Genomic DNA, 13,201 nt, shown 5'->3' with positions numbered 1-13,201 from the left:
GTCAAGACGTGTACATCGGGCTGAGACTAGGATAAGCAAAAATCGGACCAACTTTTTGGGATCGGTTCTTGCTTCATGGCGCTTACGCAGAGATTAGAGTTCCGGCAATCGCAGTCGCTGGTCATGACGCCGCAGCTGATGCAGGCGATCAAGCTGCTGCAATTGTCCAATCTCGATCTCACGACCTTCGTGGAAGAGGAACTCGAGCGTAACCCCCTGCTGGAACGGGCCAGTGACGAGGCGCCCACCGAGGCCCCGGCCGAGGCCGGCCAGTTCAGCGACGGCGATGATTTCGGCGGCAGCAACGGCGACGAGCCGGGCGGTGGCTCGGGCGAGGCCTTCGAGCCGGGCCAGGAAGAATGGATGAGCAAGGATCTCGGCACCCGCGCCGAGATCGAGCAGACCCTGGACACGGGCCTGGACAACGTCTTCTCCGAGGAGCCGGCGGAGGCCGCGGCGCGCAACGCCCAGGACGCGGCACCGACCACCTATACCGAATGGGGCGGCGGCGCCTCGGGTGACGAAGACTACAATCTCGAAGCTTTTGTCGCGGCCGAGACGACGCTGTCGGACCATCTCGCCGAGCAGCTCTCGGTCGCCTTCACCGCACCCGCGCAGCGCATGATCGGCCAGTACCTGATCGACCTCGTCGACGAGGCCGGCTACCTGCCGCCCGATCTCGGCCAGGCCGCCGAACGTCTTGGCGCGTCGCTGCAGGAGGTCGAGGACGTCCTCGCCGTGCTGCAAAAATTCGACCCGCCCGGCGTCTGCGCGCGCTCCTTGAGCGAATGCCTGGCGATCCAGCTCCGCGAGCTCGACCGCTACGACCCGGCGATGCAGGCCCTCGTCGAGCATCTCGACCTGCTTGCCAAGCGCGACATCGCCGCCCTGCGCAAGCTCTGCGGCGTCGATGACGAGGACATCGCCGACATGATCGGCGAGATCCGCCGCCTCAATCCCAAGCCCGGCATGAAGTTCGGCTCGGCCCGGCTCCAGACCATGGTGCCCGACGTCTATGTCCGCCCGGGTCCGGACGGCGGCTGGCATGTCGAGCTCAACAGCGACACCTTGCCGCGCGTGCTGGTCAACCAGACCTACTATTCCGAGCTGTCGAAGAAGATCGGCAAGGACGGCGACAAGTCCTACTTCACCGATGCGCTGCAGAACGCCACCTGGCTCGTGCGCGCGCTCGACCAGCGCGCCCGCACCATCCTGAAAGTTGCAACCGAGATCGTGCGCCAGCAGGACGGCTTCTTCACCCACGGCGTCGCGCATTTGCGGCCGCTGAATCTGAAGGCCGTCGCCGACGCCATCCAGATGCATGAATCCACGGTGTCGCGCGTCACCGCCAACAAGTACATGGCGACAAATCGCGGCACATTCGAATTGAAATATTTCTTCACGGCCTCGATCGCCTCGGCCGACGGCGGCGAGGCGCATTCGGCCGAAGCCGTGCGCCACCACATCAAGCAGCTGATCGATTCGGAGGCGCCCTCCGCGATCCTGTCGGACGACACCATCGTGGAACGGTTACGCGCCTCGGGCATTGATATTGCCCGCCGCACGGTCGCGAAGTACCGCGAAGCCATGCGCATCCCCTCCTCGGTGCAACGCCGCCGCGACAAGCAGAGCGCTCTTGGTAACGTCCTCTCCACCGCACTGTCCGATCGCTCCCGCAACACCGAGCCGGCCTGATTGCGCTCGCGCCAAATCGCGCTACTCTCAATCCCCCATCGAGACCGGTCCAAGCATGCGCATGATCCGGACAAGGACCCAGCGGCTTTCCGAGCGGACCATGCGCAGGGAACAACCCCAGCTGCGATGACGCGTCATCGCAGCTCGGCGTAACCAAGCGAGGCATCACATGACCCTTCGAATTTCCGGAAAGAGTGTCAGCGTCGGCGAGGCCCTGCGCGGCCGCGTTACCGACCGGACCGAAGAGGTTCTGCGCAAATATTTCGACGGCAATTATTCCGGCCACATCACGCTCTCCAAGGATGGCTTCGGCTTCCGCACCGACTGCGCGTTGCATCTGGATTCGGGTATCACGCTGGAGGCCGACTCGAACGCGCCCGACGCCTATGCCAGCGCCGACCAGGCGCTCCTGATGATCGAGAAGCGCCTCAAGCGCTACAAGAGCCGGCTCAAGGATCGTTCGGCCCGCAAGACCCATGTCGCCAATGCGGCGCTGGCCGCGCTCGACGCCACGGCTTACGTGCTGGAGGCGCCTGGCGAAGGGGAGGACGAGGAGGAGATCACCGGCTACAGCCCTGTGATCATCGCCGAGGCCACCACCTCGCTGAAGCAGCTCTCGGTCAGCGAAGCCGTCATGGAACTGGACCTCAGCGGGGCACCCTGCCTGGTATTCCAGCATGGCTCCAGCGGCCGCGTGAACATCATTTACCGCCGCGCCGACGGCAATGTGGGCTGGGTCGACCCGCCCGGGGCCAAAGGTGACGGGAAGGCGGGCGGTTAGGGCCCAAAATCGGGCCCCGTATCATCCGCAGCCCTTAACAATGACCGGGCAAAGCCGCACGCAGCAGTTGGCACCGGGATTGCGTTGGAGTAGAAGCGCCCCACATCAGGATCGGGGCTAAGTCCCCCTCCTGCTTCACCTTCTTGACGCCGGCCCGGCGTGGTTCTTTCCAAGCTGGCCAATTCGGAACCTGTCGGTTTAATTCACCTCGGAAACCTTCCATGCCGATTACCGATCTGGTCGCACCCGAGGCGATTCTCCCGGCATTGAAGGTCAACAGCAAGAAGCAGGCCCTGCAGGAGCTTGCGGCGAAGGCCGCTGAGCTCACCGGGCAGAACGAACGCTCGGTGTTCGAGGTGCTGCTGCAGCGTGAGAAGCTCGGCACCACCGCGGTCGGCTACGGCGTCGCCATCCCCCACGGCAAGCTGCCCAAGCTGGAAAAGATTTTCGGCCTGTTCGCGCGCCTCGATCGTCCGATCGATTTCGAGGCGATGGACGGCCAGCCGGTCGACCTCGTCTTCCTGCTGCTCGCCCCCGAAGGCGCCGGTGCCGACCACCTCAAGGCACTCGCCCGCATCGCCCGCCTCCTCCGCGACCAGGACATCGCCAAGAAGCTCCGCGCCTCGCGCGATGCCCAGGCGATCTATTCGGTGCTGGCCCTGCCGCCGGCGACCGCGGCTTAAACCCCGCCCGTTCGAACCCGCACCGCGCCGCCTGCGACATATTGGCAGCTGGGCGCTGTCGATCAGATTCCGCACGCGTCCGACCGGCACGGTTTCGGCGCAGGATTCTTGAGACATGATTTGCGGTTCCATCGGCCGGGTTTTCGGTCTGCTTTGTTCCGTCATCATTGCCGCCACGGCCGTGGCCCGCGCAGACGAAGCGTCGAACGACCGCGTCATCGCGGAAAAGACCGAGATCATCGCAGCCGATCCGGCAAATGCCGTCGCTTACGAGCTGCGCGGGGAAGCTAACTACCTCAAGCATGACTGGACTCGCGCCTTCGAGGATTGCAGCGCTGCGATACGCATCGATCCGAATTTCGGGCGGGCCTATCATTGCCGCGGGCGCGCCTATTCCGCCAAAGGCGATCGCGATCACGCCATGGCCGACTACAACGAGGCCATTCGCCTCGATCCTGCTTACGGACCGTCCTACACCTCGCGCGCAGAGGAATATTTCAACAAGCGTAATTTCGATCTCGCGATCGCGGGCTTCACCGAGGCCATCGAGCGCAGCCCCAAGCAGGCTTACCGTGCGCTCGTCAGGCGCGGAGAGGTGTATGCGGCGAAGGGCGATACCGATCGCGCCGTCGCCGATTACACCGAGGCGATGCAGCGCAATCCGGCGGCCGCGTGGCCCTACGAGCTGCGCAGTAACATCCATCTCAACAAGGGCGAGATCGATGCAGCTCTTGAGGACTGCGACAGTGCCGTCCGTCTGGAGCCGGGAAGTGCCGGTGGCCACTATTGCCGGGCCATGGTGTTCCTGAAAAAGGACGATGCCGACGGCACCATCCGGGAGCTGGATGACGTCACCAGGATCATGCCGTCGTTCGAGAAAGCCTATCGCGTTCGAGGCGTCGTCCTGCACATGAAGGGCGACGACAAACGCGCCGTTGCCGATCTCGACGAAGCGATTCGGCTGCAGCCGGGATATTTGGACGGCTACAAGGATCGCGCCGGGGTGTTTCGGGACATGGGACAGCACGAGCGCGCGCTCGCCGATTACAACGAGGCGCTTCGACTCGATCCCAACAACCAGGATACGCTGGTCAACCGAGGTCTCCTCTACATGATGATGTCCGACCGCAAACATGCACGCGCCGATTTCAACAGCGTGCTCGCGCTGCCGCCAAACGACAAATGGGCCGTGGACACCGCGCGTGAAGGGCTCGGCTTTGTGAAGTGACGAGAGAGGCCCTCGCTGCTGCCTCACACTCCGTCATTGCGAGCGCAGCGAAGCAATCCAGAGTCCCTCCGCGGAAAGATTCTGGATTGCTTCGCTGCGCTCGCAATGACAATGCGGAGCCTTCAGCAGCCTGGCTCAGGCCGAAGGCTCCTCCTGATCGGAGATTTCAGCCTGAAGCGCCGTCTTCAAGCCTAGGGCGTCGTGCCGCGGCGTCTTGTGTTCACTTTAGAACAATACCCAATTACCAAATATATCGGAGTGTTGCTGACCGAATACAGCGCGTGAAGGCCGGCCGATGTACCTTGCCGGTAATTTCTATCGCTGATTGTTCGGGGGGTGACGAATGAAACGACTGCTGCTGGCGACGTCTGCTCTGATTGTCGCAGGCTCTGCTCAAGGTGCCGATTTGGGAGCTCGTCCCTACACGAAAGCACCGGTCGCGGCGGCCGTCCCCTTCAGCTGGACTGGCTGCTATGTCGGCGGCCATGTTGGTGGGGGCGCGAGCCGGACGGGCTTCACGGATCCGGGCATTTCGACGCTGGCTCCCGGTGTGGTGATGACGACCGGCTTGGTGCCGGGTGACCGAATCGGCGTGAATGGAGACGTTGGCGCCGTCGGCGGCGCACAAGTGGGCTGCGACTACCAGTTCTCGAACAATTGGGTCATCGGCATCGCGGGCGATTTCACCGCAACCGATATTCATGGCGTTGCGAACGATCCGTTCTTCGGCGGCAAAGCCGGAAATCCGGCAACGCTCTCGAGCCGAACTGATTGGGTCGCCAGTATCACGGGACGTGTCGGCTACACCTGGGATCGGTTCCTGGTCTATGGCAAGGGCGGCGTCGGCTTTGCGCATGATCGCTACAGCTTGAACAATTTTGCCTTCATCGCTGGAGCCAGCTGCGGACCGTTTGCCTTCTTCGTAGCTTGTAACTCCAGCGCCAGCACCGACCGAGTCGGCTGGACTGCCGGCGTTGGCCTCGAGTGGGCGTTCGCGCCGAACTGGTCGGCCCTGGTCGAGTACGATCACTACGGTTTCGACAGCAAGCGCGTCGGCTTTGCGCATCCTGAGCGCGCGATCACCGCGTCGCTCGATATCCGCCAGGACATCGACATCGTGAAGGTCGGCATCAACTACCGCTTCGGTGGATCGTCCGTCGCGAGATACTGACGATATCTGCGTGATGTCAGGAGCGGCCGGGCTTAGCCCCGCGCCGCTTCCATGCGATTGACGATCCGCAGCCCGATCGGGCTCTTCAGCCAGGTCTGGAAACCCGGCCGGTCCCAGGTCATCCGACGCAGCACCAGCGACGATCCGTCGGTGTGCGATCGCACCGGCTTTTCGGGTTCGGGCTCGAGCGTCCATCCGAGCTTCGACAGATATTGAATCGTCGTCTGATTGCGCTCCAGCACGAACGCTCGGATGCGGCTCAGTCTGAGATCATCGAACACGAACTTGAGCAGCGGAATGAAGGTGTTCACCGTTGCTCCGGCATTGCGGTGCTCCTTTTCTCCGATCACGGCGCTGACAAGCGCCTCGCTCGCCGCCGCGTTGATGTCGAGGCGGATGAAGCCGACATGCGTGCGGCTGCCGCGCTCGAAGATCCCGAGCAGGAGTCGTTCGCGCTGGTCGAAGGTCTTGATGTAGTCGGCGATCTCCGCCTTGGTCATCGCGCGCGGTGACGTGTTGAGGACGTGCACGGTCCAGGGATCGGACAACCAGTCCGCCCAGCGCTGCGAGGCATCATCGCGCTTGACGGTCCGCAGGAAATAGCGCCCGGCCGGAAACCACAATTGGGCAGACGTTCAGCTTTGAGCGACATGCCGCATCTAAGCAGCTTCGAATTCGACGATCAATTTGGACGGCGCAACGTGGAGGTCTCGGATGGCTGGCTCCACCCGTCAAAGCAAAACGGGCACGCCTTCGTCCGAAGGCATGCCCGCTAAAAATTCTAGTCGTGCGACGCGCGCGCGCTCAGTGCACGCTGACGGCTTGCAGCTCGTTGCTCCAGGCGTTGGCGACCGCGGCTTCGCGGCTGTCGGTCAGCATGATCGGCGTGCCGTCGGCGGCGTGGAGTGCGAAGAGCTTGAGGCCCGGCGCAATCTTGGGCGCCTCGGGGAACAGGTCCGGCACGTCCTCGGAACGGATCTGTTTCACATAGGCGATATGGCCTTCGCCCAGGGTTGCCAGCGTCTCCGGAGAGACGTTCTTGGCTTCGTATTCGAACGCAACGTGACCTTCACTCATGGTCTCGACTCCTCTGGAACACTAAGCGGTCGAGTCCGCTACTCGTTCCATTATTCGTGCTCATTGATAGCGATTGTCTTAACGATCCTCTCCGGTTCAGGCCGGGCCAGGTCGATCGACAACAACCCGTTCTTCAGATCCGCACCCAGCACCAGCATCCCCTCCGCCAGCACGAAGGTGCGCTGGAAGTGGCGCGCGGCGATGCCGCGATGGATGTATTGCCGGGTCTTGTCGTCCTGCTGCCGCCCGCGGATCACGAGCTGGTTTTCCTCAATGGTTACATCGAGTTGGTCGCGGGTGAATCCGGCGACCGCCAGCGTGATGCGCAACCGCTCGGGCTGGCCGTCCGACCGGTCACACCTCTCGATATTGTAGGGAGGGTAGCCGTCGGCGCCTTTGACGACGCGGTCGAGCACGCGCTCGATCTCGTCGAAGCCCAGCAGGAACGGACTGGATAACGTGGGAACACGAGACATAGTTTACAAAGTCCTCTCGAAGCGACTTTGGTGTTTCGGGGCCCGATCAAGGCGCCCCTTGGTCAGCAATATGGGCATATCCGCTTGTGGGTTCAAGGACGTAGCCGGGGGCTGTGGATGGGCCGCTTTGCCGCCCACCCGCTTCTCACATCGCACAAAATGCTTACAATTCGTCATGGCCCCGAGACGCTCGGGCAGGGCGAATCCGCGGGGCGATTTATCCCAATGAAAACAGACCCCCTTCTACTGTGCATGGGGTTGTTTTCGCGCTTTTTTGATAGAGCAGGCGCGGGAAGCCGTCAGGCCTCGATCCGCTTCCGTCCGTCACCACTGAACAAATGCAGCTTTTGGCGCACCGACGCGACGCGGATCTTCTGGCCGATGGCAGGCGCGTCGGTTCCGGGGATGCGGACGATGACCTCGCCGGGCGGCAGCTCGCCCGGGGTGGCGGCGACGCGCTGGTCTTCCTGCTCGCGGGAGCCGTAGACGAAGGTCTCGGCACCGACGCGCTCGATGGCTTCCACGGTCAGCGGCAAGGCCACGCCGCCGGCCGGGGCCTGGTCGGTGATGACAAAGTCTTCGGGGCGGATGCCGACGATGCCGGCTTCGCCAGCGGCGCCGTCCAGCTGCGACTTGATTTCGCCGGGGCGCGTCGACATCAAATTCATCGGCGGCGCGCCGATGAAGGAGGCGACGAAAGTGGTCGCCGGCTTTTCGTAGATCGCGAGGGGATTGCCGACCTGCTCGACCTGGCCGCCGTTCATCACCACCAGAACGTCGGCGAGCGTCATCGCTTCGAGCTGGTCGTGGGTGACGTAGATCGACGTCGTGTTCAGCCGGCGCTGCAATTTGCGGATCTCGACGCGCATGGCGATGCGCAGCTTTGCGTCGAGGTTGGAGAGCGGCTCGTCGAACAGAAACACCTTCGGCTGGCGCACGATGGCGCGGCCCATGGCGACGCGCTGGCGCTGGCCGCCGGAGAGCTGGCGCGGCTTGCGCTCCAGCATGGGCGTGAGTTCGAGTACGCGCGCGGCTTCCGCGACGCGGGTCTTGACCTCGGCCTCCGCCATGCCGCGGTTGCGCAGGCCGTAGGCCATGTTGTTGAAGACGCTCATATGCGGATAGAGCGCGTAGTTCTGGAACACCATCGCGATGTCGCGATCGGCGGGCTCGATCTGGTTGACGACGCGGCCGCCGATGTCGATCTCGCCGCCGGTGACGGTCTCGAGACCTGCGACCATGCGCAGCAGCGTGGACTTGCCGCAGCCGGAGGGGCCGACCAGCACGCAGAACTGCCCGTCGGCGACATCGACGTTGACGCCTTTGATGGCCTCGAAGCCGCCGGTGTAGGTCTTGCGGACGTTGCGAAGGGTGACGTTAGCCATGGAAACTCGCTTGTTACTTTTCCGTCTCGACCAGGCCGCGCACGAACAGTTTCTGCATGGCGACGACGACGAACACCGGCGGCAGCATGGCCAGCACGGCGGTCGCCATCACGATCGGCCATTCGGTCAGCGCGTCGGTGGTGGTGATCATCTTGCGGATGCCGACCTGGATGGTCTGCATGTCGTCGCGGGTGGTGATGAGCAGCGGCCAGAGATATTGATTCCAGCCGAGGATGAACAGGATCACGAACAGCGCCGCCATGTTGGTGCGCGACAGCGGCAACAGCGTGTCCCAGAAGAAGCGCAGCGGGCCGGCGCCGTCGATGCGCGAGGCCTCGAGCAGCTCATCCGGCACGGTCATGAAGAACTGGCGGAATAGCAGCGTCGCCGTCGCGGAGGCGATCAGAGGCAGCGCAAGGCCCGCATAGCTGTCGAGCATGTGCAGGTCGGCGACGATCTTGTAGGTGGGATAGATGCGGACCTCGACCGGCAGCATCAGGGTGATGAAGATGATCCAGAAGATCGACATCCGGAACGGAAAGCGGAAATACACGATCGCGTAGGCCGAGATGATCGAGATCGCGATCTTGCCGATCGCGATCGCCAGCGCCATCACCAGCGAATTGAGCATCATGTTGCCGACGGGCTCGCGGGTCGAGCCGCTCGTTCCGACGAAGATGGTCTGGTAGTAGACCTCGAAGAAATGCCCGCCCGGCAGCAGCGACATCTGCCCGTTCGCGATCAGCGCGTTGTCCTGGGTCGAGGCGATGATCGCGATGTAGACCGGGAATGCGACGATCGCGATTCCGATCCAGAGGATGAAATGGGCGACGTAGCGCCTGATGCCCTCGTCCTCGACCATCAGTACGTCACCTTGCGCTCGACGAAGCGGAACTGGATGCCGGTGAGCACGATGACCATGATCATCAGCACCACCGATTGCGCCGCCGAGCTGCCGAGATTGCCGCCGAGCAGGCCGTCCGAATAGACCTTGTAGACCAGCGTCACCGTCGACGTTCCGGGACCGCCGCGGGTCATGGTGTCGATGATGCCGAAGGTGTCGAAGAAGGCGTAGACGATGTTGACGACCAAGAGGAAGAAGATGGTCGGCGACAGCAGCGGGAAGGTCACGGTCCAGAACCTGCGCATCGGCCGCGCGCCGTCGATCGCAGCGGCTTCGAACACGCTTTTCGGGATCGCCTGCAGGCCGGCGAGGAAGAACAGGAAATTGTAGGAGATCTGCTTCCACGCGGCGGCGAGGATGATGAGGCCTGCGGCCTGGTTGCCGTCGAGCAGCGGATTCCAGTCGATGCCGGCGGCGCGCAGGTAGCGCGAGATCACGCCGAGCGAGGGATGCAGCATGAAGATCCAGAGCACGCCGACCACGGGCGGCGCCACCGCATAGGGCCAGATCAGCAGCGTGCGATAAAGCATCGAGCCGCGCAGCGGCTTGTCGGCCATCACGGCGAGCAGCAGCGCAAAGGACAGCGACGAGATCGCGATCGCGAACGAGAAGAAGAAGGTGCGGACGACCGCTTCGAAATAGGCGGGATCCCTGAACAGCTCGATGTAATTGTCGAACCAGACGAAGCTCGTCGAGAGGCCGAAGGCATCCTGGAGCAGGAAGGACTGGATGACCGCCTGCAGCGCCGGCCAATAGAAGAAAATCAGCACGATCGCGAGCTGCGGCGCAACCAGCGCGTAGGGCAACAGCTTTGACTGGAAAATGGCTTGCTTTTGCATGATGCCCCGGAAGCGGCAGGCCGGGTGACCGGCCTGCCGCCAGTCGCCCTACTTCACGGCGGTCTTTTCGAACTGCCGCAGCATGGTGTTGCCGCGTTCGACGGCGGCGTCGAGCGCCTGCTTGGCGGTCTTCTTGCCGGCCAGCGCCTGCTCGATCTCCTCCGACCAGACGTCACGCAGCTGAACCATGTTGCCGAGGCGCAGGCCGCGCGAATTCTCGGTCGGCTCCTTGTTGGTCAGCTCGAGCAGCGGGGTCTCGAGATAGGGCTGATCCTTGTAGAAGCCTTCTTCCTTCGCCTTGGCGTAGGCCGCCTTGGTGATCGGCAGATAGCCCGAGGCCTTGTGGATGTAGACCTGACGATCGGTGTCGGAGAGGAAGGTCAGGAATTTTGCGACGCCCTTGTAGTCGTCGGCCGGCTTGCCGCCCATGACCCAGAGCGAAGCGCCGCCGATGATCGAGTTCTGCGGCGCGCCCTTGACGTCCGGATAATACGGCATCGGCACCGCGGTGAAGTTGAACTTGGCCTGCGCCTTGACGTTGCCGAAGAACGCCGAGGAGGTCAGGTAGATCGGGCATTCGCCCGAGGTGAAGCGGCCTTCGCCGGTGTTGGTGCGGCCGGCATAGTCGTAGACCTTGGTCTTCTGCAACTCGACCAGGTTCTCGAGATGCTTGACCTGGAGCGGGCCGTTGAATTCGAGCACGGTGTCGAAGCCGTCGAGGCCGTTGGCCTTGCTGGAGAGCGGCGTGTTGTGCCATGCCGAGAGCTGCTCGAGATTGACCCAGGTGACCCAGGAGCCGGAGAAGCCGCAGGTGTCGTGACCGGCAGCCTTCAGCTTCTTGCCGGCCTCGAACACTTCGGGCCAGGTCTTGGGGATCTCGACATTGGCCTTCTTCAGCTCGTCGAGGTTGACCCACATGACGGTCGACGACGAGTTGAAGGGGAACGACAGCATCTCGCCCTTCGAGGTCGAGTAGTAGCCGGTGATCGCGGGCAGGTAGTTCTTCGGATCGAACTTCTCGCCGGTCTCGGCCATCAGCTTGTAGACCGGCTTCACGGCGCCGGTCGCGGCCATCATGGTCGCGGTGCCGACTTCGAACACCTGCATGATGTGCGGGGCGTTGCCGGCGCGGAACGCGGCGATGCCGGCGTTCATCGTGTCGGGGTAATTGCCCTTGTAGGTCGGGATCACCTTGTAGTCGGTCTGCGACGCGTTGAAGTCGTTGGCGAGCTTGACGATGACGTCGTTGTTGGCGCCGGTCATCGCGTGCCACCACTGGATTTCGGTCACGGCCAGGGCCGGCGAGGCGCCGAGACCAACCGTAAGTGCAACAGCAGCAGCCGCGCCAAAATGTCGAAGAGCCATCAAGAAAACCTCCCTTGCCCGTCACTAAAGAAGCGCTTGCGCTAGCAGCGCCATATGACGTTCACATGACTGTGTAAGCGGCCGAAACGAAAGCGGCAAGCGCTGGAAAAGGGAAGCCGTCAAATAGGCGAATGCGACGCGACCAGCCGCAGCCGTTCGCGCTGCACGCGCACGGGTGCGCCGCAGTGCGGCATTGGATATTTGAAGCGGACGATCGGCTCCGGTCTTCCTTAACCTCTCCCGCTTGCGGGAGAGGTGATCCGGGTGAGGGCTCTATCCTCTGGGGGTTGTCCCGTTGCGGAGACAGCCCTCTCCCCGACCCTCTCCCGCAAGCGGGAGAGGGAGTGCACCGTCTAGCGCTTGCGCTCGGGGCCGCAGACCGTGCCCTTCTCGACCATCGCGTCGATCTCGGACTTGGAGTAGCCGAACTCGCCCAGCACCTCGGCTGCGTGCTGGCTGAACTTCGGCGGCACGAGGCGCAGGCTCGGCTTGCTGCGATCGAGCCGGATCGGCGAGGCCACGCCCTTGTACCAGTCCTTCTCGATAATATCGCCGCGGTAGATCGTGTGCGGGTTCGTCAACGCCTGGTCGATCTTCTGCACCGGACCTGCGGGCAGGCCGGCCGCGAGCAGGCGATTGCACAGCGGCTCGGCCTCGTGCTGGCTGAACACCGCGGCAAGCTCGGCGCGCAGCGCCTCGCGATTGGCGATGCGGTCCTTGTTGCGGGCAAAGCGCGGATCGGTGCCGAGCTCGGGCTTGCCGATCTCCTTGGCGAGCTTGCGGAAGGTGCCGTCATTGCCGACGCCGATGAAGATGTTGTCGGTCTTGGTCGGGAAGATCGCATAGGGCACGAGGTTGGGATGCTCGTTGCCGGTGAGGCCAGGCGGCTTGCCATGCATGAAATAGTTCGCGGTGTGCGGATGCATGATGGCAAGGCCGGTCTCGTACAGCGTGGTCTCCAGGAACTGGCCCTTGCCCGAACGCTGTCGCTCCGACAGCGCCATCAGGATGCCGATCGCGGCGTAAAGGCCCGTGGTGATGTCGACCAGCGGCACGCCGATCCGCATCGGCCCGCTCTCGGGCGAGCCGGTTGCCGCGATCATGCCGGTCATGGCCTGGATGATGGCGTCATAGCCGGGATTGCCGCCGCGTGGGCCGTCGGCGCCGAAGCCGCAGATCCGGCAATGCACGAGGCGCGGAAATTTCTCGCGCAACACCTCGTTGCCGATGCCCCATTTCTCCAGCGTGCCCGGCTTGAAATTCTCAATGAGGACGTCGGCCGTCTCCAGCATCTTCAGCAGCACGACGCGGCCGCCCTCGGAGGCGAGGTCGAGGCCGATCGAGCGCTTGTTGCGGTTGATGCCGACGAAATAGGCTGCGTCCTCCTCATGGAAGGGAGGGCCCCATTCGCGCACCTCATCGCCCGCGGGCGGCTCGACCTTGATGACGTCGGCGCCGTGGTCGGCGAGGATCTGGGTGCAGTAGGGACCGCCGAGCACGCGCGTGAGATCGATGACGCGCAGTCCGCTCATTGCGCCCGTTGCTGCTTCAGTCATGCCTTCGCTTCCCCTGTGTCGATCATTGGATCACAGGCCTA

Annotated in this window: 13 protein-coding genes; 5 read left to right on the top strand and 8 right to left on the bottom strand. The window is 63.4% G+C overall.

The features are described 5' to 3' along the window. The first annotated feature begins 75 nt into the window (after positions 1 to 75). The 5 genes from rpoN to QA649_RS00535 all read left to right on the top strand — a co-directional run bounded on the left by rpoN (position 76) and on the right by QA649_RS00535 (position 5,558). Complete coding sequence (gene rpoN / locus QA649_RS00555; RefSeq protein ID WP_283022511.1) at positions 76 to 1,695, top strand: RNA polymerase factor sigma-54; 1,620 nt, start codon at positions 76 to 78, stop codon at positions 1,693 to 1,695. A gap of 169 nt (positions 1,696 to 1,864) precedes the next feature. Then, positions 1,865 to 2,476, top strand: a complete 612-nt coding sequence (gene raiA / locus QA649_RS00550; RefSeq protein WP_260387304.1) for a ribosome-associated translation inhibitor RaiA — start codon at positions 1,865 to 1,867, stop codon at positions 2,474 to 2,476. 221 nt (positions 2,477 to 2,697) lie between these two features. Then, positions 2,698 to 3,159, top strand: a complete 462-nt coding sequence (ptsN, locus tag QA649_RS00545) for a PTS IIA-like nitrogen regulatory protein PtsN (protein WP_008141251.1) — start codon at positions 2,698 to 2,700, stop codon at positions 3,157 to 3,159. Positions 3,160 to 3,274: 115 nt separating this feature from the next. Beyond that, entirely contained in the window at positions 3,275 to 4,387 is a 1,113-nt protein-coding gene (locus tag QA649_RS00540) for a tetratricopeptide repeat protein (protein WP_283022510.1), read from the top strand. 343 nt (positions 4,388 to 4,730) lie between these two features. After that, on the top strand, positions 4,731 to 5,558 hold the full coding sequence (locus tag QA649_RS00535; protein ID WP_283022509.1) for an outer membrane beta-barrel protein: 828 nt from the start codon (positions 4,731 to 4,733) through the stop codon (positions 5,556 to 5,558). Positions 5,559 to 5,590: 32 nt separating this feature from the next. Here the strand turns inward: QA649_RS00535 and QA649_RS00530 are convergent, their stop codons facing one another. From QA649_RS00530 to QA649_RS00495, 8 genes are all read right to left on the bottom strand, one after another. Next, positions 5,591 to 6,181 (bottom strand): GNAT family protein, encoded by a 591-nt coding sequence (locus QA649_RS00530; protein ID WP_283022508.1) that lies wholly within the window; start codon positions 6,179 to 6,181, stop codon positions 5,591 to 5,593. A gap of 181 nt (positions 6,182 to 6,362) precedes the next feature. Further along, complete coding sequence (locus QA649_RS00525; protein WP_018645064.1) at positions 6,363 to 6,635, bottom strand: DUF1150 domain-containing protein; 273 nt, start codon at positions 6,633 to 6,635, stop codon at positions 6,363 to 6,365. Positions 6,636 to 6,685: 50 nt separating this feature from the next. Further along, entirely contained in the window at positions 6,686 to 7,111 is a 426-nt protein-coding gene (locus QA649_RS00520) for an Hsp20 family protein (RefSeq protein WP_011083554.1), read from the bottom strand. A 299-nt stretch (positions 7,112 to 7,410) separates the two neighbouring features. Next, positions 7,411 to 8,496 (bottom strand): sn-glycerol-3-phosphate import ATP-binding protein UgpC, encoded by a 1,086-nt coding sequence (locus QA649_RS00515; RefSeq protein WP_283022507.1) that lies wholly within the window; start codon positions 8,494 to 8,496, stop codon positions 7,411 to 7,413. Between the two features lie 13 nt (positions 8,497 to 8,509). Next, positions 8,510 to 9,358, bottom strand: a complete 849-nt coding sequence (gene ugpE / locus QA649_RS00510) for a sn-glycerol-3-phosphate ABC transporter permease UgpE (protein WP_018645067.1) — start codon at positions 9,356 to 9,358, stop codon at positions 8,510 to 8,512. Further along, a complete protein-coding gene (ugpA, locus tag QA649_RS00505; RefSeq protein ID WP_283022506.1) occupies positions 9,358 to 10,239 on the bottom strand; it encodes a sn-glycerol-3-phosphate ABC transporter permease UgpA in 882 nt (293 codons plus the stop codon). The genes ugpE and ugpA overlap by 1 nt, the downstream gene beginning before the upstream one ends. A gap of 48 nt (positions 10,240 to 10,287) precedes the next feature. Beyond that, complete coding sequence (gene ugpB, locus QA649_RS00500; RefSeq protein WP_260387294.1) at positions 10,288 to 11,604, bottom strand: sn-glycerol-3-phosphate ABC transporter substrate-binding protein UgpB; 1,317 nt, start codon at positions 11,602 to 11,604, stop codon at positions 10,288 to 10,290. Between the two features lie 353 nt (positions 11,605 to 11,957). Continuing rightward, positions 11,958 to 13,160 carry a CaiB/BaiF CoA-transferase family protein gene (locus QA649_RS00495; protein WP_283022505.1) on the bottom strand — a complete coding sequence of 401 codons (1,203 nt, stop codon included), beginning with the start codon at positions 13,158 to 13,160 and terminating at the stop codon, positions 11,958 to 11,960. Positions 13,161 to 13,201 lie beyond the last annotated feature (41 nt).

It is taken from the genome of Bradyrhizobium sp. CB1717 (assembly GCF_029714325.1).
Classification (GTDB): Bacteria; Pseudomonadota; Alphaproteobacteria; order Rhizobiales; family Xanthobacteraceae; genus Bradyrhizobium.
Note: the sequence above shows the minus strand (reverse complement) of the source record. Positions and strands in the feature narration are given on the sequence as shown.